The sequence below is a fragment of the Candidatus Desulfofervidus auxilii genome (assembly GCA_030262725.1).
GTDB lineage: Bacteria > Desulfobacterota > Desulfofervidia > Desulfofervidales > Desulfofervidaceae > JAJSZS01.
Genome location: JAJSZS010000006.1, coordinates 61,764 through 83,079 on the forward strand (window position 1 = coordinate 61,764; position 21,316 = coordinate 83,079).

A 21,316-nucleotide genomic window follows, 5' to 3' on the forward strand; every position below is an offset into this window, starting at 1 on the left:
TATTAACTGCTTAAACTACATTCTTTACAACTTACTGGACACTTCCAAACATCAAAAGCAGCTAATATCCTTTTTTCTTTTTCTTTTCTTTCTTCAGAAATAGGATCAAAACGGAATTTAGGTAACATTTCTTTTAATTCATTTTTTGTTGGAATAGCATTTAAATCTTCAGCTATTACTTTACCTGAATATGTATCTAAAACTTCTGTAGCAAAACCATCAGTAATAACAGTTAAAGGGATTGGGTAATTGTCTAAAAGGCGAGCACAAGCAAGGGTAACTTTCTCTCGAGTGATCAAAGCTGTAGGAAAACATTTGATTAAAATAAGTCTTTTTCCTTCTAACCTTATGATATAATCAATAGGAATTACTATCTTCTTTTCATTTGCTATGGTTTCAAATATAATGTTTATTTCTATATCTGACTTATCATATCCTTTTTCTTCAACTAAAAATCTTCCAACCTTTTGTCTTAAACGTTCCATATCAGTATCTGGCAATTTTTTTCCAGTAAAAAAGTCAACAATTTCTTCTGCCATTTTTGACTCCTTAAAAATTTTTAATATTATATAATTTAAATTATGAGATTTAAAGGTCCTATTTGGCTTATGCAGCCTATACCATATTTTGGAGAAAAATTAAACTTAAAAGAATGGATTTGGGAGCCTAAAATTGATGGTTGGAGAATGCAGATAATAAAATATGAAAATAATAAAATAGAATTTTATGGTAGAAGATTAGAGACTAATCCTAATTGGACAAAAAAATTAAATTATCTCATAAATATAGCTAATCAATTTTTACCCAATTATACATTACTTGATGCTGAACTTTACTCTTCTGGAGGGCGAAGGTTTATACCTTCATTATTTGCACAACAGCCAAAAGCAGAGCCTATAATTTTTGTATTTGATATAATTTTTTTAGAAAAAGAATTTTTAGGCAACTTACCTCTTTTGGAAAGAAGAAAATTGCTTAAAAAAATAAAATTTAAAAAACCATTTTACATTATTAAACAAAATAAGATAAAAGAACTTCCAATAGCACTAAAGGAATCTTTATTACAAGGTAATGAGGGTATAGTGATAAAACAAATTTATTCAAAATATCAAATTTCAAAAGATGGCCCAATAGCTACTGAATGGTGGAGGAAAATAAAGAAATAATTATTTTACAAATCTATCCAATATCTTAGCTCCAACCATGTCACCCCATACATTAACAGAAGTCCTTAACATATCTAAAAATCTATCTACTGCAAGTATTATACCTATTCCTTCTATAGGCAATCCTACTGTATTTAAAACTAAAGTCATGGTTACTAATCCAGCACTAGGTATACCTGCTGCTCCAATAGATGCTAAAGTAGCAGTTAAAAAAATCACAATTTGCTGTCCAAAATTTAAGTTTATGCCATAGATGTTGGCAATAAACATGGATGCAACTGCTTCATATAAAGCTGTTCCATCCATATTTATTGTTGCACCAAGAGGTAAAACAAATCCCGCAACTTTTTTACTTATTTTTGCCTTTTCTTCTGCTACCTCAAGAGATATAGGTAAAGTGGCTGAACTTGAGGCAGTTGAAAATGCTACTAATAAAGCCCCTCTTACTTCCATAAAATGAAATAAAGGATTAAATTTTCCTACTAAATATCCTAAAAATCCTAAATTAATTATTGCATGAATTAATAAGCCAACAACTACAGCTAAAATATATTCCCATAATAAAATTATAGGTTTTATTCCTTTTATAGCTACAATATGGGAGACAATAAAAAATACTCCAATAGGAGTTAGTTTTATAATCCATTTTGTAAGTCTTATCATGCTGTCATTTACTCCATCAAAAAAATTATATATTTGTTCTTTCTTTTTTTCATTGATTGTTAAAACGGCTAAACCAAATAGTATAGCAAAAAAGATAATTTGCAAAACTTTACCTTCTACTAAACTTTTTAAAGGATTTTCGGGAAAAATGTTTAAAATTAAATCTGATATTTTAAATTCATGCTCAAATGTGCACATTTTTTTTGTAAATTCTGCTCCTTTACCTGGAGTTAATATGTTAACAATACTCAATCCTGTAATCACTGAAATGCTAGTTGTTGCTAAATAATAAAAAATAGTTTTTCCTCCCAAATCTTTAATATTTTTTAGAGAACCTAAAGAAACAATACTTACAAATACTGAAGCAAATATTAATGGTACAATAACCATTTTAAGAAGAGTAATAAAAATATCACCAATAAATTTAAATTTTGAAATAAATTCTGGAAAAAAGATACCAAGTAAGATACCTACAATTATAGATAATAATGTAAGATTTTCTATTGTTATAAAGCGTTTTATACCCATGTTTTTCTTATAACAAACTTTTTAAATAAGACAAATATTTTACTTTTAAAAGTTTTAATTCAGCAAAAAGCTTGACATTTACAGCTATATTTAGCATTAAGCTTCTGAGATGATAAAACAATGGCGATTTATTCGTTCAGGATTTTGTGACCCTTACACTAATATGGCTATAGATGAGGCTATATTGATAGCACATAGTAAAAAAGAGAATTTACCTACTTTAAGGGTTTATGGCTGGAAACCTCCTGCTTTTTCTATTGGTTATTTTCAAAAAGTTGAGGAAGTATTAGATTTAAATAAATGTAAGAAAAAAGGAATCTTATTTGTCAGAAGAATCACAGGGGGAAAGGCTATTTTTCATTATCAAGAATTAACTTATAGTTTAACTTGCTTTAAAGATGAGATTAATGCCTTTGGTTCAGTAAAAGAAGGTTTTAAAAAGATTTGTTCATTTCTTTTAAATGCTTATAAAAAACTTGGGCTTAATCCACATTTTGCTATAGAAATTAAGCTGCCTGCTTCAGAAAAATCTTTACTTTGTTTCACTTCTTATGAAGATTATGACATTATCATCAATGGGAAAAAATTAGGTGGTAATGCCCAAAAAAGAAAAAAAGATTTAATCTTTCAACATGGTTCTATTCCTTTACAGCTAGAAATAGATGACTTTTTTTCATTCTTGCGTTATAAACCAGAAGGGTTGGAAGAAAAAGTTTGTTCCTTAGAGGATGTTTTAGGGAGAAAAATAAGTTTTACAGAAATAGAAAATATTATTAAAACATCTTTTGAAGAAACTTTTTCAGTAAGATTGGTAGAAGGGGGACTAACTTTTAAAGAACAAGAATTAGCTACTAAATTAAGGGAAGAAAAATATAAAACTTTAGAGTGGAACCTAAAAAGGTGAAAAAGCCAGTTTGGTTGCATAAAAAGATTGATTTAAAAGCATGTTATGCCTTAAATGTCCTTTTAAAGAACTTAAAGTTACATACTATTTGTCAAGAGGCCAATTGTCCTAATATTTCTGAATGTTTTTCTAAAAAGATAGCTACTTTTTTAATCCTAGGAAACATTTGCACAAGAAACTGCCGATTTTGTGCAGTAAAAAAAGGAAAGCCAGGGGTTGTGGATATAGAAGAACCAGAGCGTATAGCAGAAGCAGTCTCTCGGCTTAATTTAAAACATGTAGTTATTACCAGTGTAACTAGAGACGATTTGCCAGATGGAGGGGCTGAACATTTTGCGAAGACCATTTATAGTATCAGAAAAAAAATGAAAAAAATTGTTATTGAGGTCCTTATCCCAGACTTTAAAGGAGAAAAAGAAGCGATAAAAAAGGTAATAGAAGCAAAGCCAGATATTATTGGGCATAATATTGAAACTGTACCAAGATTGTATCCCATTGTGCGTAAAGGTGCAAATTTTTTACGCTCTTTAGAGGTATTAAAAACTGTAAAAGCACTAAGCAATGGTATTTATACTAAATCTGGCATTATGTTGGGTTTAGGAGAAAAAGAGGAAGAAATATTAGAAGTATTTAAAGATCTTCGTAAAGTAAACTGTGATTTTTTGAGCATAGGTCAGTATTTATCCCCTAGTCGAAAGGCATATCCTGTAAAAGAGTATGTACATCCAGATAGATTTGATTATTATAAAGAAAGAGCTTTAGCACTAGGATTTCTTTATGTCGCCAGTGGGCCTTATGTTCGCAGTTCTTATTTGGCAGAAGAGTATTTGGAACATGTAGAGGATAATAAAAAATGAAAAAAGATTTTGATCTTATTGTCATAGGTGCTGGGCCAGGTGGATATACAGCTGCCATTTGTGCTGCTCAATTAGGTGGAAAGGTAGCTATTATTGAAAAAGGCGATTTAGGAGGTACTTGTTTAAATAAAGGATGTATTCCGACAAAGTCGCTAATTGCCAGTATTCATATTTTAGATTGTATCAGGAAGGCAAAGGAGTTTGGAATTGTTATTGAAAAGGAAAAGATTGATTTTGCTAATGTAATAACCAGAAAGGAAAGAATAGTAAAACAGTTAAGAAATGGAGTTAATTATCTCCTTAAAAGTTATGGTATAGAGGTAATAAAAGGCAATGCATACTTTATTTCTTCTTCTGAAGTAAAAGTGAAGGATGAAATATTTAGATTTAAAAAATGTATTATTGCCACTGGTTCCATTCCATCTGCAATCCCAGGAATTGAGATAGATGGTGAAAATATAATGACAAGTGATGAGCTTCTTGAAATTAAGGAAATACCTTTTTCTCTCCTTATTATTGGAGGCGGAGTGATAGGATTAGAATTTGCTTGTATTTTTCAATCTTTGGGGACTAAAGTAACCATTGTTGAGGTATTACCTTATATTCTTCCTGGTGAAGATAGGGAGATTTCTCAAACATTAGAAAGAATTTTAAAGAAAAAAGGCATTGATATTAAAACTAATACTACTGTAAGGGAAATAAACTATGCTGATAAAGGGCTAGAGATAGTTTTGGAGTCATCTAATGGTTTGAGTAGGCTTTTAGTAGAAAAGGTACTTGTGGCTACAGGGAGAAGACCTTGTATTGAAGGATTGGGTTTAGAAAATGCAGGTATTGTTTGTGAAAATAATAAAATAATCGTAAATAAAAAAATGGAAACAAATATAAAAAATATATATGCCATTGGAGATGTAATAGGTGCTCCTTTTTTAGCTCATAAGGCATATGCTGAGGCTATGGTAGCAGCAAAAAATGTAATGGGAGGAGAAACCATTATTGATTATAAAGCTATTCCGCGTTGCATATTCACTATTCCTGAGGTGGCTAGTGTAGGTTTAACTGAAGAGCAGGCAAAAGAAAAAGGATATAAAATTAAAATAGGAAAATTTCCCTTTATGGCTAATGGGAAGGCTGTTACTTTGGGAGAGATAAATGGATTTGTTAAGGTTATTGTTGATAAAGATAGTGACATTATACTTGGTATTCATATTTTAGGTGTTCAAGCAACTGAGATGATAACACAGGCAGCTTTAGCAATCGATTTAGAATGCACTACAGAAAAACTAATCAGAATAATTTATCCACATCCAACTTTAAGCGAAACAATATTTCAGGCTGTTCTTGATGTTCATAAAAAAGCGACAGATTTGCCCAAAATTAGTTAAATTTATATCCCCATCTTTTCCTTCGTCTATGTTGACAATGCCATGGCCAACCGTTGACTAATTTTCCTTTAAGAAAAAGATTGAGTACTTCTTGCCATTCACCACTAACCCAAGAAATAATTTTAATGCCATGCCAGGTTAAAACTCGCATCCAAAAACAAGGGATAGCGCCACAGATCAAGACATCAACTGCCATGGAACGAATTTGGTTGATTATGCTTAAAGGATTTTGCCAAGAGAGTGTTATTTCTTTTTGTTTTAATAATTTTCCATTTTCTACCTCTAAAATTAACATTTTTAAAGCACAATCAAATCGAGGTGCTACCCGATTCCCAAAAACAGGAATACCTACAATAGTTTTTTTATAATAAACCATAGCGTTTCATTTTTCGCCAAAGTGTGCTTTTATCAATGCCCAGCTCTTGAGCAGCTCGCCCTCGATGTCCTCTATGTTTTTGAAGAGCTGTTTTAATAGCTTTTATTTCTAAAGCTTCTAAAGAAAGCTCCTTTTCTGTAGGAATTTGTACAGGCTTACGAACAGTTTCTATTACTTCTTTAGGAAGATGTTCTAATTGAATAACAGAACCACGACAAAGGATAAAAGCATGTTCAATGATATTTTCTAATTCTCTCACATTTCCAGGAAATTCATACTTCATGAGAAATTCAAGTACTTCATCAGAAACGCCAATAATATTTTTATTCATTTTGGCATTAAGGCGATGGATAAAGTGATCAATCAATAAAGGGATATCTTCACGGCGCTTAGAAAGTGGTGGAAGTTCTATTTTAATTACATTGATGCGATAATATAAATCTTCCCTAAATCGCCCTTCAGCTACTAATTTTGCTAAGTCTTTATTAGTAGCACAAATAACACGTACATCTACTTTTACTGATTTTGTTGCTCCCAATGGTTCAAATTCCTTTTCTTGCAACACTCTAAGTAGTTTTACTTGCATTGCTGGAGAAATATCTCCTATTTCATCCAAAAATATGGTACCTTTATGGGCTAAGGCAAAGCGTCCTGGTTTATCATGTTTGGCATCAGTAAATGCCCCCTTTACATAACCAAAGAGCTCAGATTCTAATAAAGTATCAGGTAAAGCAGCACAATTTACTACTACATAAGGACCATGATGACGGGGACTTAAGTTATGTATAGCTTTAGCAAATAATTCCTTTCCTGAGCCACTTGGTCCTTGGATTAAAACTGTGGCATCACTTTCAGCAATATAAGGAAGAACTTCAAAAATTTTTTGAATTTCATGACTTTTACTAATAATATCTTCAAATGTATATTTTTTTGTAATTTCTCTTTTTAATTCTTCTACAGCAGAAAGGTCTCTAAATGTTTCTACACCTCCTACAACTTTACCTTTTTCATCTCGCAATACAGCAGTGCTGATACTTAAAGGTATTTTTCTGCCCTCGCGATTTATAATATTTATTGGAAGATCAATAACAGGTTTTCCAGTTTTTATAGTTTTTTTTAAAGCACAATCAGTCTGACATATATTGGCATGAAAAACTTCATAACAAGGACGCCCTAAGGCTTCTTCTTTAGAAACACCAGTAATTTTTTCAGCAGCATGGTTAAAATATGTAATTTGCCATTCTTTATTTACAGCAAAAACACCTTCACTAATACTATCTAAAATAATTTCAAAAAAAGACCTTGCTTCTTTTACTCCTTCCATTTCTGTCAAAGTGATTTTTTCTCGCAGCATCTTTTAGGGTCAGCGCATGGATTAGATTTACCACAACAAGAATCACTACGTTTATAATCAGTGGCATAAAAACCGCTACCTTTTAAAATAAAACCTGTCCCACCTGTAATAACCCTTTTGACAGGACCACCACATTTAGGACATATATTTAAAGGTGCATCAGTAATTTTTTGTTCTTTTTCAAAAACAAAACCACAATTGTGACATTGATAAGTATATGTTGGCATTTTTTCTCACCTCCTTTATTTTTTCACTTTATTGCTCCAAATAGGGTCTTGGCCAAATTTATCCCACCACCACCATTCTGTGCCTACCATATTTCTACGAAAAGTTTCTAAATCAAAACTATATTTATAACGTCGACAATAACTAGTAATAATCTCATATGCTCGATTAATTTCAGCCATTTTTTTATGGGCTACTTCTTTATTACACCGGTCTGGGTGCCATTCTTTTATTTTACGCCTATAAGCCTGTTTTATCTCAGCTTGTGTTGCCCGTAATGGTATACCTAAAACTTCTCTAGCCCATGTTAAATCTTCATAGGTAAATTCTTTTTTGTCCATATAAATGTTTATAAATCTTTTCCCACATCTGAGCAACTAAAGATGTCACAGATGCTTTAATTTCAATTACTGTTTTTGCTTGGACTACTGCTTCAGTCACTTTTGGATCAAAGGGAATTTTTCCAACCAAAGTAATTTGATTTTTTTTACAAAATGTTTCTATCTTTTCACTAAATGTAGGATTTAAATCAAACTTGTTAATACAAGCCAAACAAGGAATGCCAAAGTGTTTAAATGCTAATTGCCAAACTCGCTCCAAATCATGGAGACCCGAGGGGCTAGGTTCTGTTACAATCATTACTACACTTGCCCCAGTTACACTTGCAATGACTGGGCAACCAACACCTGGGGGGCCATCCACAATAATTAAGTCATAACCACGATCTTCAGCAATAATTTTAGCCTGTTGACGTACAAGAGTAGCTAAAAGTCCTGAATTTTCTTGACCAATATCTAACTGGGCATGTACCATTGGTCCAAAACGTGTTTCAGATATAAACCATTTTCCACAGGTACGTTGAGGAAAATTTATCGCTTCTTGTGGACAAAAATGGACGCAAACACCACAACCTTCACAGTCTATAGGATTAATTTCAAATTCTTCATTAATAGCATGAAAACGGCAGAGCTCTCTACATTCTCCACATTGAATACATTTCTCTTTATCAATGATAGCATAATGGCCACCTTTAAAAGGTTCCTCATGTTTAATTTGTGGAGAAAGAATGAGATGTAAGTCAGGGGCATCTACATCTGTATCTGCAATGACTTTATCTTTTGCTAAGGACGCAAAGGCTGCAGTTAACGTAGTTTTTCCCGTCCCTCCTTTCCCACTAATAATAACAAGCTCTTTCATTTATAACCTCAATGTGTACCGTAGATGATTTGCACTTTATCTCCAATTTGCTTTTCTAAAACTTCTTTAATTTGAGGGAAAAAGGGGCAAGGGTAATATTTTGATCCTGGATGTTTGCCAACAATACAAGAAGAAAGAACGATTGCTTCTGCTCCTTTTTCTATCATTTTTTCTGCCCGTGGTAAAATTTCTTTTCCAGGACAACCACCACAGGTTACATGTCCGATCACCTCCACTGGCCCTATTTTTTCAAATCCTCCTTTTCCTTCCTTTGCCATTCTAAAACAAGCAGTGCCAGGACACATTGCTTCTGTACCCAAACACCTAATTATACCTGCCTTTTTCATAATTTATCCCCACTTATGGTTTTTATTTTTGTCCACAAGTTTAAAAAACGATCATGCCAAAAGGTTTTTCTCACTAACAATTCACCTTTGGCATAATCTTCAGCAATTTTTTTATCAAATGGGATAGTCATAAGAATAGGGATATTTTCTTTTTCACAATAATCAAATACCCTTTCATCACCTAAATCAGCTCGATTTATTATCACACCCAAAGGAATGTTTAATATGCGCGCTACTCCCACTGCTAATTTTAGGTCATAAAGACCAAAAGGAGTAGGTTCTGTTACTAAGATTGCCATATCTACTCCTTTTAAAGCAGCAATAACAGGACATGAAGTACCAGGTGGAGCGTCTATAACAGCTACTTTATTAGGTTTAATTTCTTTTTTTACTCTTTCAATTAAAGGCACAGCTTGAGCTTCACCAATCTTTAAATACCCATGGACAAATTCAACCTCTTTAGCTATTCCTTTTTCTAATTTGCCTATTTCTTTTGATGTTTCAAAAATAGCCTCTTTTGGACAAATTAATTTACAACCACCGCAACTATGGCAAAGTTCAGGAAATATAAGTACATTTTTTCCTAAAACAGCAATGGCATTGAATTGGCAAAAATCAGCACATTTACGGCAAAAATCGCATTTTTCCAAGTCAACCTTTGGTACAGGTACAGAAACAATTTCAGAATATTCAATCTTTGGTTTTAAAAACAGATGTCCATTTGGCTCTTCCACATCACAGTCCACATACTGAGCAACTTTACCTAAAACTGCTGCTAAATTAGTAGCAATTGTAGTCTTCCCTGTTCCTCCTTTCCCGCTGGCAATACATATGCGCATTTTTTCCTATTCACCCATCATCTGAGTGCCACATTTAGGACAAGAAATTTGTCTACAAGGTACACCTCTTTGATGAGGTACCCTTGTACCACAATTTGGGCATACACAGTGAGTAGGAGGCCCTCCTCCTTGACCCTTACCTTTTCCTCTACCTTGTCCACCACCTCTACCTTGTCCTTTACCTCTTCCATTTGGCATCTTTTTCTCCTTTCATTTTTTAATGATTACATATATTTTCACCAACTTCTAATGTGCCTGCCAGATATTGTTTTACTACTTCCTCTACTGGCATTTCAGGTGCTCCTACTACTACCTGAATGCCATATTGATTAAAGAACTGCTGAGCACGCATTCCCATACCACCACAAATGATTACATCTACCTGAAGTTCATGCATCCAAGCTGGCAGAATTCCAGGTTCATGGGGAGGTGGTATGAGATAGTTAATACTTTCTATCTTACCATTTATAACATCAATGATGGCAAATTCAGGGGCATGTCCAAAATGGGCACAAAGATGCCCATTATTGGCAGGGATAGCTATACGCATTATTCACCTCCCAATTCACCAGAAATAAATTTTTGTACTAATTCTTCTGGTGTTAATTCTGGGACATCTAATAGTACCCCTACTCCATTTTTATAAAATACATACTTTGCTTTTTCTTTCATGCATTTTGTTATTACAAGATCAGCTCCCAAATGTACTAATGCCATAGGTACAACTGCTATGTCTTTTTCTGCTGGTACCATTTTTTCTATCTTTTTAATTCCTCCATCTTTTACATGTATCATAGCCAACTCGTCACATTCTGTGAGAAAATCAGCACGTCTTCCATCCTTTAAAGGAATAGCCACTTTATATTCCTTTCTAGCTCTAATTTCAGCAAGGGATACAGGTTTTACTTCCATTTGCTTTAATTGGTCTACTACATTTGCAGCAATTTTGCTAAATGCCTTGATATAGGGATTGTCTTGATTTTGCATATATTCCAATAATTTTCCTTCATCTCCTGCTTCTACTACGCTTAAATCCACAGGCAATTTGCCTAAGAATGGAATACGAGCAATTTCAGCTGTTTTTTCTCCTCCTCCGGTTTTAAAAATATTTATTTCCTTACCACAATGTGGACAAACAAAACCACTCATATTTTCAATTAATCCAACGATATCCATTTGCACATGTTTGCAAAAAGAAATAGACTTACGAATATCAGCTAAGGCTACCTCTTGAGGTGTAGCTACAATAATAGCCTTAGCATCAGGAATTAAATGTGCAACAGAAAGTGGTTCATCACCTGTGCCTGGAGGAGAATCAATGACAAGATAATTTAATTCTCCCCACTCTACATCTGCTAAAAATTGTCGAATAGCTGAATGTTTTAAAGGGCCTCTCCAAATTACTGCTCGATCTTTATCTTCATCTGCCATAAAACATTCAATAGAAACTACTTCTAAATTTGGCATAAGCTTTTTAGGCAATATCTTTTGCTCTGTAATTTCTAATAAATCTTTAATACCTAAAAGGTGTGGAATACTAGGGCCATGTAAATCTATATCTAAAAGGCCTACTTTATACCCTTTTTGTGCTAAAGCAATGGCTAAACACGTAGCTACTGTACTTTTTCCTACTCCTCCTTTTCCACTCATAACAATAATTTTATGCTTTATACGAGATAATGTTGGTTTTAAAAGTTGTTCTTCATCTATCTTACATACATCCTTGCTTGTACAAGTTTGACACTTTTCCTTTTCTGCCATTTTTTATCCTCCTTCAAACAAATTTTTAAAAGCAATTTATGTGCCAAATAATAATTTATAAGTATTTTCATAAATTAAAACATTGCATATGGCAATAATAATTGCATATTGCAATCATGGTATAAAAGCATATTTTTGCATTTTTTTTGGAACATACCATTTAATAAAATTATAACTAATGCCTGCAGGTGCTGGCTTAATACCATGAAAGCGGGCATGGATAATAGGTAAAGCTTCTGGTACATAAAGAAAAGTATAAGGTTGTTCTTCGGCAAGGATTTCTTGAATGCGAAAATAGTATTTCTTTCTTTCTTCCAAATCAAAAGTATGGCGTGCTTTTTCTATCAATTCATCTACTTCAACATTATGATAACCAATAAAATTTAAACCACCAAGTACATCTTTGGAAGAATGCCAAACATCATATAAATCTGGTTCAGGTGGAATAGTCCAACCAAGAATGGTAGCTTCAAAACGACGTTTATTAATAAATTCTTTGATAAAAGCTGCCCACTCAATCACTCGAATTTTTACTTTAATACCTATTTTAGCTAATCTATATTGAATAATTTGTGCAGCATTTAAACGATTTAAATTACCTTGATTAGTAATAATAGTAAAGGAAAATGGATGACCATCTTTATCTAATATTCCATCTCCATCTGTATCTTCCCAGCCAGCTTTTTTTAATAATTCCTTTGCTTTTTCTGGATTATATGGATAACGTTTTACATTAGGATTATAAGCCCACATATCAGGCTTATAAGGTCCTGTGGCTATTACTCCTAAACCAAGTAGCACTCCCTCTATAATCTCTTTTTTATTTATGGCATAACTTAAAGCTTGACGTACCCTTTTATCTTTAAAGAAAGGATGACGCAAGTTATAACCAAGATAAGTATAACTGGCAGAAAGATACCTATATTTTTTAAAGTGCTTTTTAAACCACTCTGTTTCTGTTTGTCTTCTATACTGCAAAGGTGTTAATCCCATATAATCAATTCCACCAGCTTTTAATTCCAAAAACATGGTCGCCATATCTGGAATCACACGAGTAATATGCCAGTTAATATAAGGACGTCCTTCAAAATAATCAGGATTATATTCTAAAACAATTTTTTGTCCACTTATCCATTCCTTAAATCTATAAGGACCTGTGCCAATAGGATGGCGAATAAGTGAGCTTTTAGTAATGTCTTTACCTTCTAATAGATGTTTAGGAAGAATAGAAATAGTCCAACTAGCAAGACCAGGGGCAAAAGGCTGTTTATAATGGACACAAAAAGTATGTTTATCTAAAACTTCAGCCTTTGCTATTTCAAAAAAATCACTTGCATAAGGGGTAGGTGTATTTGGATCCACCATAAGTTTATAGGTAAAAAGTACATCATCTGCTGTAAGAGGATGGCCATCGTGCCACTTTACTCCTGAACGCAAATGAAAGGTAATTTTTAAACCATCAGAAGAAACTTCCCAAGATTTTGCCAAATCTCCAGTAATTTTTAAATTTTTATCATATTTAAGAAGACCATTATATATTAAGCTTGCAATATCATGAGAAGCACTATCAGAAGCTAAAATAGGGATTAAATTACTTGCTTCGCCAATAGAGCCAACAATAATAGCATCACCATAAGGCAAATTTTCACTCCAGCCAGGTTTTTCCAAATAAAATACAATTATTGACAAAATCAAAAATATCATGGCTAAATAAATAAGATGTATTATTTTATAATCATTTGCATCATCTTTGTAGTGTCAAGTTGCACACTTGTCAAGGTGGCTACTTTTCCAGCTAAAATAGCAGTGAAAACAGTGGAAATTACTGGAAAAGCAACTTGGAAATTGGTTACAGCCCCTTTACCTGAAAGTGAGCTTGAAGGAATTGCTTCTTGGTATGGTTCTGAATTTCATGGTCGTCGTACTGCCAGTGGAGAAATTTACAATATGTATGATTACACTGCTGCTCATAAAACTTTGCCACTTGGGACTTATGTTAAGGTAATAAATTTAGAAAATGGAAAAAGTGTAATTGTTCGTATAAATGACCGTGGTCCTTTTAAAAAAGGAAGAATTATTGACTTATCTTATGCTGCTGCTAAAAAAATTGGTATAATTGAAAAGGGTACTGCTAGAGTAAGATTAGAAATTATAAGCAAACCTTGATAAAATTATTTTATTGGAAAATGAATAACTTCCATTTTTGCTTCTTTTAACATTGTTTGTGAAAGCTCATCAGGATATCCCTTTGCATAATAAATCTTTTTTATTCCAGCATTAATGAGCATTTTTGTACAGATAACACAAGGATGATGGGTGCAATAAATAGTTGCTCCTTTAATAGAAACACCATGATAAGCAGCCTGAATGATGGCATTTTGTTCGGCATGAAGACCACGACAGAGCTCATGCTTTTCACCAGAAGGAATACCTATTTTTTCTCGCAAGCATCCAATATCTAAACAATGAGCAAGCCCAGCAGGTGCACCATTATAACCTGTTGAAAGAATTCTTTTATCTTTCACAATCACTGCACCTACCTTACGTCGCAGACATGTAGAACGTTGCGCAACCATAAAGGCAATTTTCATGAAGTATTCATCCCAAGTAGGTCTTGACATTTTAATAGATGCGCCAGGCAAAGAGAGGAAACTGAGCGCAGAATTCTTTTACCTCCTTTCTTAATTGATTAATAACTTTTTCATTATTAATATTTGTTAAAATTTTTATAATAAATTCACCGATAATTTCCATTTCTTTTTCTTTCATACCTCTAGTAGTTACAGCAGGTGTACCAATCCGAATACCACTTGTGATAAAAGGACTTTTAGTATCAAAAGGAATAGTGTTTTTATTTACAGTAATTCCAGCTGCATCTAAAGCTTTTTCTGCATCTTTGCCAGTAATGCCTTTATCAGTCAAATCTACTAAAAATAGATGATTGTCTGTACCCCCTGAAACTAAACGATAGCCTGCGTTTTTCAAAATTTCTGCCAATTTTTTGGCATTAGCTATTACTTGTTTTTGATATTCTTTAAAACTTTCTGTCAAAGCTTCTTTAAAAGCTAAAGCTTTAGCAGCAATAATATGCATCATTGGTCCACCCTGAATACCTGGAAAGGTTGTTTTATTAATTATCTTAGCAAATTCTTCTTTTGCTAAAATAAAAGCACCTCTTGGACCACGCATAGTTTTATGAGTAGTGGAGGTAATAAAGTGAGCATAAGGTATAGGTGAAGGGTGAAGTCCAGCAGCAATAAGACCAGCAATATGAGCCATATCTACCATGAGATAAGCCCCTACTTCATCAGCAATTTCTCTAAATTTTTTAAAATCTATTATTCTAGGATAAGCGCTTGCTCCAGCCAAAATGAGCTTTGGCTTATGTTTTAAAGCTAATTGTCTTACTTCTTCATAATCAATAGTTTCTGTTTCTCTAGAAACTCCATAAAAAACTATATTATAAAGCTGTCCAGAAAAATTTACTGGACTGCCATGGCTTAAATGCCCACCATGAGGCAAACTCATACTTAAAATGGTATCTCCTGGCTTTAAAACAGCAAAATAAACAGCCATATTAGCTTGAGTACCAGAATGAGGTTGGACATTGGCATAATCAGCACCAAAAATTTTTTTTACCCTTTCAATAGCAAGAGTTTCAGCAATATCTACATACTCACATCCACCATAATAACGTCTTCCAGGATAACCTTCAGCGTATTTATGTGTCATCACACTAGCCATAACCTGTCTTACCCAAGGGCTGGCAATATTTTCTGAAGCTATAAGTTCTAACTTATATTTTTGTCTGTTTATTTCTCCTTCAAGACCTTCTACTAATTCAGGGTCAAATCGTTTTAAATAGCTATAATCATCAAGAGCACAATATTCATTATCAATCTGATTAATTCTTCGAGCATGGCGACCACCAGCAAATTGTGTTTCAAGCCAAGTATTTAAAATTTCTAAAGCATGATTTTGATCAACATCTCTCTCTCCTAATACTAAAATATTGGCATCATTGTGTTCTCGACTTGCTTTGGCTAAGAAACAGTTATTACATAAAGCAGCTCTTACTCCTGGTAAACGATTGGCAACAATACTCATCCCAATGCCACTGCCACAGACAAGAATACCACGGTCACATTCTTGACTAGCTACTGCCCTAGCCACAGCCCAAGCAAAATAAGGATAATCTACTGATTCTTCTGATTGTGTACCTACATCCTTTATTTCATAGCCACGTTCAAGTAAGATGTTTTTTAAAAATTCTTTAAGTTTAAAACCAGCGTGGTCAGAACCAATAGCAATTTTTTGCATTATATACTCCTATTCTTGATACTTTTTAAAAAGCAGGACCGCATTAGTTCCACCAAAACCAAAGGAGTTAGACATAGCTATTTTTGGATTGGCCTTTCTAGCTTTATTAGGCACATAATCCAAATCACATTCAGGATCTGGATTTTCATAATTAATAGTAGGAGGAATAATACCAGTATAAAGTGAAAGAACAGTAAAAACAGCTTCTACCCCTCCTGCACCTCCTAAAAGATGACCAATCATAGATTTAGTAGAACTTATAGCTAATTTATAAGCATGTTCTTTAAATACAGCCTTTATAGCCTTTGTTTCAGATACATCATTTAATGGTGTTGAAGTGCCATGAGCATTGATATAATCCACTTCTTCTGGAACAATACCAGCATCTTTTAATGCATTTTCCATACATAATACTGCCCCCTCTCCTTCTGGTGGTGGGGCAGTAATATGGTAAGCATCACTAGTTGCTCCATAACCAATGAGTTCAGCATAAATTTTTGCTCCTCTTTTTAAAGCATGATTTAATTCCTCTAACACTAAAATACCTGCCCCTTCACCTACAACAAATCCATCTCTTTCCTTATCAAATGGTCTTGAAGCTTTCTCTGGTTCATCATTTCTAGTAGAGAGTGCCTTCATAGCACAAAAGCCAGCAATACAGAGAGGAGCAATGGTTGCTTCTGTACCTCCTACTACCATTACATCGGCTAATCCCATTTTTATATAACGAAAACCTTCACCAATAGCATGAGCTCCAGCAGCACAAGCAGTAGTGGTAGAAATATTTGGCCCTTTAAGACCATATTCAATAGAAATGAATCCAGCAGCCATATTAGTAATAATCATGGGTACAAAAAAAGGAGAAATTCGATTTGGTCCTCTTTCTAAAAGAATCTTATGATAATGCTCAATATAAGGCAATCCTCCCAAACCACATCCTATAATAGCGCCTGCGCGGGGTGCAAGTTCCTCATCTATTTTTAACTGAGCCATTTCCATAGCCATACGAGCAGCAGCTAAGGCATATTGAATAAAGAGATCCATGCGCTTTATTTGCTTTTTTGAAATAAAGTCTTCTGGATTAAATCCTTTTACCTCACCTGCAATTCGGCTATCATAACCTGAAGCATCAAAGCGCGTAATTTCTCCTATACCAGATTTTCCAGCACAAATAGCTTCCCAAGTTTCTTCAACTCCAATTCCTACAGGAGTTACTAGTCCTAATCCCGTGACCACTACCCGACGCAATGTTTCCTCCTATTCTTCTATGTGTTCCTGAATGTAATCAATAGCATCTTGAACTGTGCGAATCTTTTCTGCTTCCTCATCCGGTACTTCCACTCCAAATTCCTCTTCAATAGCCATTATTAACTCTACTAGATCCAAAGAATCAGCTCCAAGATCCTCCACAAAAGAAGCTCCAGGTACTACTTCTTCAGGATTTACCCCTAATTGATTAGCAATAATCTCTTTTACCCTCTCTTCAATATTTGCCATTTTTTCACCTCCTTAAGAATTTACATATACATACCACCATTAACGTGGATGACCTGGCCTGTAATGTAACTAGCAGCATCAGAAACTAAAAAAGCTACTACTTCTGCAACTTCTTCTGGCTTACCAAATCTACCTAATGGAATCATGCTTAGCATGTGTTCTTTTATTTTTTCTGGTAAATTCGCTGTCATATCTGTTTCAATAAAACCAGGGGCAACAGCATTTACTGTAATTCCTTTTGGAGCCAATTCTCTAGCAAGTGCTTTAGTGAAACCAATTAGTCCTGCTTTAGCAGCAACATAATTTGTTTGTCCAATATTACCTATAAAAGCTACAACAGAAGTGATATTTACAATCCGACCATAATTTTGTTTAAGCATAGTCTTAACAACTGCTTTTGTGCAATTAAATGCCCCTTTTAAATTAACAGCCAACACTCTTTCCCAATCTTTTTCCTTCATACGCAAGAAAAGACTATCTTTTGTTATTCCAGCATTGTTGATGAGATAATCTATCCTGCCAAACTTATCAAGTATTTTTTTAAAAAAATTTTGCGTTGCCTCAAAATCAGCTACATCAAATTGATAAGCAAATGCCTCCCCTCCTTTATTTAAAATCTCCTTTACCACTTTTTCTGCTGCCTCTACATTCTTAACACAAGTAATTATTACCTTTGTATTATCTTTTGCTAAGCGAAAAGCTATAGCTCGACCTATCCCCCTTGAACCTCCTGTTATAACAGCTATTTTTTGCATTAGTCTATTCCCCTTGCTTTTTTAATTTCTTTAATAAGTGCAGGGATAACTTCAAATAAATCTCCTATAATACCATAATTGGCTATATTAAATATTGGCGCTTCTGGATCTTTATTGATAGCAATAATTGTCTTTGCTGACCGAATGCCTACAAGATGTTGAATAGCTCCAGAAATACCACAAGCAATATATAATTTTGGACTTACTATTAAACCTGTCTGGCCAATTTGACATCGAGGAGGGAGCCAACCAGCATCCACCACAGCTCGACTAGCACCAATTTGAGCATTTAAAAGAGTAGCCAGTTCTTCTATTAATTTTAAATTTTCTGGTCCTTTTATTCCCCTTCCTACACCAATAATAATATCAGCTTCAGTTAAATTTGGCCCTTTAACTTCTGTTTTTACAAAAGAAATTATTTCTGGCATATGAGGAATTTTTTCCTCATTTATTGGAAAATTTATAATTTTACCTTTATGATTAGAAATAGGTTTAGGTCGTGGTAGAATATGAGGTCTAACAGTAGCCATTTGCGGACGATGTTCAGGACAAGCAATTGTAGCCATAATATTTCCACCAAAGGCTGGTCTTGTTTGAAGAAGTAATCTTTTTTTTATATCCACATCTAAATCTGTACAATCAGCTGTTAAGCCTGTTTCCAAACTAGCTGCAATTTGAGGGATAAGAGAGCGTCCTCGAGAAGTAGCCCCAGCTAAAAATATATTAGGACAGTGATTTTTTAAAATTTCAATTAATACTGTACCATATCGTTTTTCATTAAATATAGATAAACTAGGATGTTCAGCTACATAGACAATATCAGCACCATAGTTTATTAATGTTTGAGCTAAATGACTTATTTTATCTCCAATGAGAATGGCAATTAGTTTCTCTCCAAGTTTATCTGCTAATTCCCTTCCTTTACCCATTAACTCATAGACTACTGTTGCCAATTCTCCATCTTTTGTTTCAGCATAGATCCAGATATCTTTTGCTTTAATCGCAGGTTTTTTCTTTATTTTTTCAGGTAAAGAAATAGCACCTTCTTTACAAGCCTTTACACAAAGACCACACAAGCGACATTCTTCATTAACTACTGGAAACTTATCCTTTAAAACAATAGCACCAAAAGGACAGACATCTACACAATCACCACAACCTGTGCATTTTTCCTTATCTAACAAAAGTTCCATTTTTATTTCAAAATATTATCTATTTTTTCCCAAAGTATCTTAACTTGCTCTTCTAAAGAACCTGAAATAATTTCTTTCCTTTCTCGCAATGGAGGACTGAAGATTTTCAATACTCTAGTAGGAGAACCAGAAATTCCAATTTTTTCTTCTTTTGCTTCAATATCTTTAGCTGTCCAAATAGGGATTTGGAGTTTTTTAGCTCGCATTTTTCCCCTTATTGAAGGTACTCGAGGTTCACCGATTTCCTTAACAATAGTCAAAAGTGCTGGTAAAGTAATCTGAATTATCTGATAACCATCATCTAAATCTCTTTCCACAATAAGACTATTTTCCTTTAACTCAATCTTACGCACATAAGTGACATAAGGTAGATTAAGCCTTTGGGCAAGTTCTGGTCCCACTTGAGCTGTATCACCATCAATAGCTTGTTTTCCACAAAAAATAATATCGTAATGTCCTATTTTTTTAATTGCCTGAGCTAAAGTATAACTTGTAGCTAGAGTATCAGCACCTGCAAATGCTCTATCACTAAGCAAAATTGCCTCATCTGCTCCATAAGAAATAGCCTCTCTTAATGCCTCTTCTGCTTGAGGAGGCCCCATACTCAAAAGGATGATTTTTCCCCCATAACGTTCTTTCATCTGTAAAGCAGCTTCTAAAGCATAGAGGTCATAAGGATTGATAATGCTTTTTACTCCTTCACGAATTAAAGTACCTGTTTCAGGATTAATTTTTACTCCTTCAATTTCAGGTACCTGTTTTATACAAACAATATATTTCATTTTTGTTTCCCATATTCTTTATTTAAAATCTGAGCAATAATGTTTCTTTGAATCTGATTTGTTCCTTCATAAATCTGGAGAATCTTTGCATCTCGCATCATTTTTTCTACTGGATAATCTCGCATATAACCATATCCACCTAAAACTTGCACAGCATCTGTTGTTACTTTCATAGCCACATCTGAAGCAAAAAGCTTTGCCATAGCTGCATATTTGGTGAAATCTTTAGGATTTGTATCAATATATTTACAAATAGTGTAAGTTAGAGCTCTAGCTGCTTCTATTTGAGTAGCCATTTCTGCTAGCATATGTCCAACTGCTTGAAAGGAAATAATAGGTTGACCAAACTGTTTTCTTTGTCGAGCAAATTTAACTGCTTCATCCAAAGCTGCTTGTGCCAATCCTACTGCTAAAGCTCCCACTCCTGGACGAGCGTAATCTAAGGTTTTTAAGGCAATAATAAAACCCATTCCTTCTTTTCCAAGAAGGCGTTCTTTAGGGATACGGCAGTCTTCAAAAATCAAATCTCCAGTAGTAGAGGCTCGTATACCCATCTTTTTTTCTTTTTTCCCAAAAGAAAAACCAAGATCTCCTTTTTCAAGAATAAAGGCACTAGCTCCTCTTGGCCCTTTTTTCTTATCAGTTAAGGCAATGATTACATATATTTCTGCCTCTCCGGCATTTGTAATCCATTGTTTAGTGCCATTTATAATATAATAATCACCATTTTTAATAGCTGTTGTTTGGATACCTCCAGCATCACTACCAGCATTTGGTTCTGTTAGACCAAAAGCAGCCAATTTCTCGCCTTTGGCAATAGGAGGAAGATAAGTACGTTTTTGTTCTTCATTTCCAAATAGAAGGATAGGATAAGCACCAAGTCCACTAGCAGCAAATGCAGTTGCTACTCCTGCACATCCCCAAGCAATTTGTTCCACAGCTAAAGAATTCTCAAAACTGCCAAATCCTAATCCTCCATATTCTTCTGGTATAAAAATGCCAAATAAATCAGCTCGAGCAATTTCCTTTAAGATATCTCGTGGAAATTCTTCTTTTTCATCCAGCTCTGCACGTTTAGGTATAATTTTTTCCTCTGCAATGCGCCTAGCTACTTCTTTAATCATAAGCTGTTCTTCAGTAAGGGGATATAACATTTTTGCCTCCTTG

The 21,316-nt window shown here is 33.9% G+C and carries 24 protein-coding genes and 3 pseudogenes; 5 read left to right on the top strand and 22 right to left on the bottom strand.

The genetic code is table 11. The features are described 5' to 3' along the window. Positions 1 to 2: 2 nt before the first annotated feature. Positions 3 to 539, bottom strand: coding sequence for a type I restriction enzyme HsdR N-terminal domain-containing protein (locus LWW95_04840; protein MDL1956361.1), 537 nt, complete (start codon positions 537 to 539; stop codon positions 3 to 5). Between the two features lie 42 nt (positions 540 to 581). Between LWW95_04840 and LWW95_04845 the strand changes: the two genes are divergently transcribed. Then, complete coding sequence (locus tag LWW95_04845) at positions 582 to 1,166, top strand: hypothetical protein (GenBank protein MDL1956362.1); 585 nt, start codon at positions 582 to 584, stop codon at positions 1,164 to 1,166. Here the strand turns inward: LWW95_04845 and LWW95_04850 are convergent, their stop codons facing one another. Then, on the bottom strand, positions 1,167 to 2,357 hold the full coding sequence (locus LWW95_04850) for a dicarboxylate/amino acid:cation symporter (GenBank protein ID MDL1956363.1): 1,191 nt from the start codon (positions 2,355 to 2,357) through the stop codon (positions 1,167 to 1,169). It lies immediately after the preceding gene. Between the two features lie 109 nt (positions 2,358 to 2,466). On the opposite strand from LWW95_04850, the gene LWW95_04855 reads away from it, so the two are divergent. Genes LWW95_04855 through lpdA form a run of 3 tightly spaced genes read left to right on the top strand, consistent with a single transcriptional unit; the run spans position 2,467 to position 5,503 of the window. Next, the gene (locus LWW95_04855; protein ID MDL1956364.1) at positions 2,467 to 3,261 is read left to right on the top strand and encodes a lipoate--protein ligase family protein; all 795 of its coding nucleotides are present in this window, start codon (positions 2,467 to 2,469) and stop codon (positions 3,259 to 3,261) included. A gap of 14 nt (positions 3,262 to 3,275) precedes the next feature. After that, complete coding sequence (gene lipA / locus LWW95_04860; GenBank protein MDL1956365.1) at positions 3,276 to 4,118, top strand: lipoyl synthase; 843 nt, start codon at positions 3,276 to 3,278, stop codon at positions 4,116 to 4,118. Next, positions 4,115 to 5,503 (top strand): dihydrolipoyl dehydrogenase, encoded by a 1,389-nt coding sequence (gene lpdA / locus LWW95_04865; protein MDL1956366.1) that lies wholly within the window; start codon positions 4,115 to 4,117, stop codon positions 5,501 to 5,503. Before lipA ends, lpdA begins: the two co-directional genes overlap by 4 nt. Here lpdA and LWW95_04870 read toward each other — a convergent pair. The 11 genes and pseudogenes from LWW95_04870 to LWW95_04920 all read right to left on the bottom strand — a co-directional run bounded on the left by LWW95_04870 (position 5,496) and on the right by LWW95_04920 (position 13,306). Then, positions 5,496 to 5,879, bottom strand: a complete 384-nt coding sequence (locus tag LWW95_04870) for a hypothetical protein (protein MDL1956367.1) — start codon at positions 5,877 to 5,879, stop codon at positions 5,496 to 5,498. The genes lpdA and LWW95_04870 overlap by 8 nt on opposite strands. After that, entirely contained in the window at positions 5,866 to 7,203 is a 1,338-nt protein-coding gene (locus LWW95_04875; GenBank protein ID MDL1956368.1) for a sigma 54-interacting transcriptional regulator, read from the bottom strand. The genes LWW95_04870 and LWW95_04875 overlap by 14 nt, the downstream gene beginning before the upstream one ends. Positions 7,204 to 7,208: 5 nt before the next feature. Beyond that, a complete protein-coding gene (locus LWW95_04880; protein ID MDL1956369.1) occupies positions 7,209 to 7,460 on the bottom strand; it encodes a zinc ribbon domain-containing protein in 252 nt (83 codons plus the stop codon). Positions 7,461 to 7,475: 15 nt separating this feature from the next. Then, positions 7,476 to 7,799, bottom strand: coding sequence for a DnaJ domain-containing protein (locus LWW95_04885; GenBank protein MDL1956370.1), 324 nt, complete (start codon positions 7,797 to 7,799; stop codon positions 7,476 to 7,478). Further along, entirely contained in the window at positions 7,774 to 8,655 is an 882-nt protein-coding gene (locus LWW95_04890; protein MDL1956371.1) for an ATP-binding protein, read from the bottom strand. Before LWW95_04890 ends, LWW95_04885 begins: the two co-directional genes overlap by 26 nt. 8 nt (positions 8,656 to 8,663) lie before the next feature. After that, a complete protein-coding gene (locus tag LWW95_04895; protein ID MDL1956372.1) occupies positions 8,664 to 9,002 on the bottom strand; it encodes a CGGC domain-containing protein in 339 nt (112 codons plus the stop codon). Continuing rightward, a complete protein-coding gene (locus LWW95_04900; protein MDL1956373.1) occupies positions 8,999 to 9,841 on the bottom strand; it encodes an ATP-binding protein in 843 nt (280 codons plus the stop codon). The genes LWW95_04895 and LWW95_04900 overlap by 4 nt, the downstream gene beginning before the upstream one ends. Positions 9,842 to 9,847: 6 nt before the next feature. Continuing rightward, positions 9,848 to 10,039, bottom strand: coding sequence for a hypothetical protein (locus LWW95_04905; GenBank protein ID MDL1956374.1), 192 nt, complete (start codon positions 10,037 to 10,039; stop codon positions 9,848 to 9,850). Positions 10,040 to 10,058: 19 nt separating this feature from the next. Next, the gene (locus LWW95_04910) at positions 10,059 to 10,391 is read right to left on the bottom strand and encodes a NifB/NifX family molybdenum-iron cluster-binding protein (GenBank protein ID MDL1956375.1); all 333 of its coding nucleotides are present in this window, start codon (positions 10,389 to 10,391) and stop codon (positions 10,059 to 10,061) included. Beyond that, positions 10,391 to 11,503, bottom strand: a pseudogene (locus LWW95_04915) (P-loop NTPase). Before LWW95_04915 ends, LWW95_04910 begins: the two are co-directional and overlap by 1 nt. Before the next feature lie 213 nt (positions 11,504 to 11,716). After that, positions 11,717 to 13,306, bottom strand: a complete 1,590-nt coding sequence (locus tag LWW95_04920; GenBank protein ID MDL1956376.1) for a peptide-binding protein — start codon at positions 13,304 to 13,306, stop codon at positions 11,717 to 11,719. A gap of 171 nt (positions 13,307 to 13,477) precedes the next feature. On the opposite strand from LWW95_04920, the pseudogene LWW95_04925 reads away from it, so the two are divergent. After that, a pseudogene (locus LWW95_04925) lies at positions 13,478 to 13,756 on the top strand (septal ring lytic transglycosylase RlpA family protein). Between the two features lie 17 nt (positions 13,757 to 13,773). Here LWW95_04925 and LWW95_04930 read toward each other — a convergent pair. From LWW95_04930 to LWW95_04970, 9 genes and pseudogenes are all read right to left on the bottom strand, one after another. Further along, on the bottom strand, positions 13,774 to 14,223 hold the full coding sequence (locus LWW95_04930) for a cytidine/deoxycytidylate deaminase family protein (protein ID MDL1956377.1): 450 nt from the start codon (positions 14,221 to 14,223) through the stop codon (positions 13,774 to 13,776). A gap of 1 nt (position 14,224) precedes the next feature. After that, the gene (locus tag LWW95_04935) at positions 14,225 to 15,418 is read right to left on the bottom strand and encodes a serine hydroxymethyltransferase (GenBank protein MDL1956378.1); all 1,194 of its coding nucleotides are present in this window, start codon (positions 15,416 to 15,418) and stop codon (positions 14,225 to 14,227) included. A gap of 135 nt (positions 15,419 to 15,553) precedes the next feature. After that, positions 15,554 to 15,922: pseudogene (gene rpiB / locus LWW95_04940) on the bottom strand (ribose 5-phosphate isomerase B). A 9-nt stretch (positions 15,923 to 15,931) separates the two neighbouring features. After that, on the bottom strand, positions 15,932 to 17,170 hold the full coding sequence (gene fabF, locus LWW95_04945; GenBank protein ID MDL1956379.1) for a beta-ketoacyl-ACP synthase II: 1,239 nt from the start codon (positions 17,168 to 17,170) through the stop codon (positions 15,932 to 15,934). A gap of 9 nt (positions 17,171 to 17,179) precedes the next feature. Further along, positions 17,180 to 17,419 (bottom strand): acyl carrier protein, encoded by a 240-nt coding sequence (acpP, locus tag LWW95_04950; GenBank protein MDL1956380.1) that lies wholly within the window; start codon positions 17,417 to 17,419, stop codon positions 17,180 to 17,182. 20 nt (positions 17,420 to 17,439) lie between these two features. Beyond that, positions 17,440 to 18,174, bottom strand: coding sequence for a 3-oxoacyl-[acyl-carrier-protein] reductase (gene fabG / locus LWW95_04955; GenBank protein ID MDL1956381.1), 735 nt, complete (start codon positions 18,172 to 18,174; stop codon positions 17,440 to 17,442). Further along, positions 18,174 to 19,367: an electron transfer flavoprotein subunit alpha gene (locus LWW95_04960; GenBank protein ID MDL1956382.1), complete on the bottom strand. Its 1,194-nt coding sequence runs from the start codon at positions 19,365 to 19,367 to the stop codon at positions 18,174 to 18,176. Before LWW95_04960 ends, fabG begins: the two co-directional genes overlap by 1 nt. A gap of 2 nt (positions 19,368 to 19,369) precedes the next feature. After that, positions 19,370 to 20,149, bottom strand: a complete 780-nt coding sequence (locus LWW95_04965) for an electron transfer flavoprotein subunit beta/FixA family protein (GenBank protein MDL1956383.1) — start codon at positions 20,147 to 20,149, stop codon at positions 19,370 to 19,372. Then, entirely contained in the window at positions 20,146 to 21,303 is a 1,158-nt protein-coding gene (locus LWW95_04970; GenBank protein MDL1956384.1) for an acyl-CoA dehydrogenase family protein, read from the bottom strand. Before LWW95_04970 ends, LWW95_04965 begins: the two co-directional genes overlap by 4 nt. Between the last annotated feature and the right edge of the window lie 13 nt (positions 21,304 to 21,316).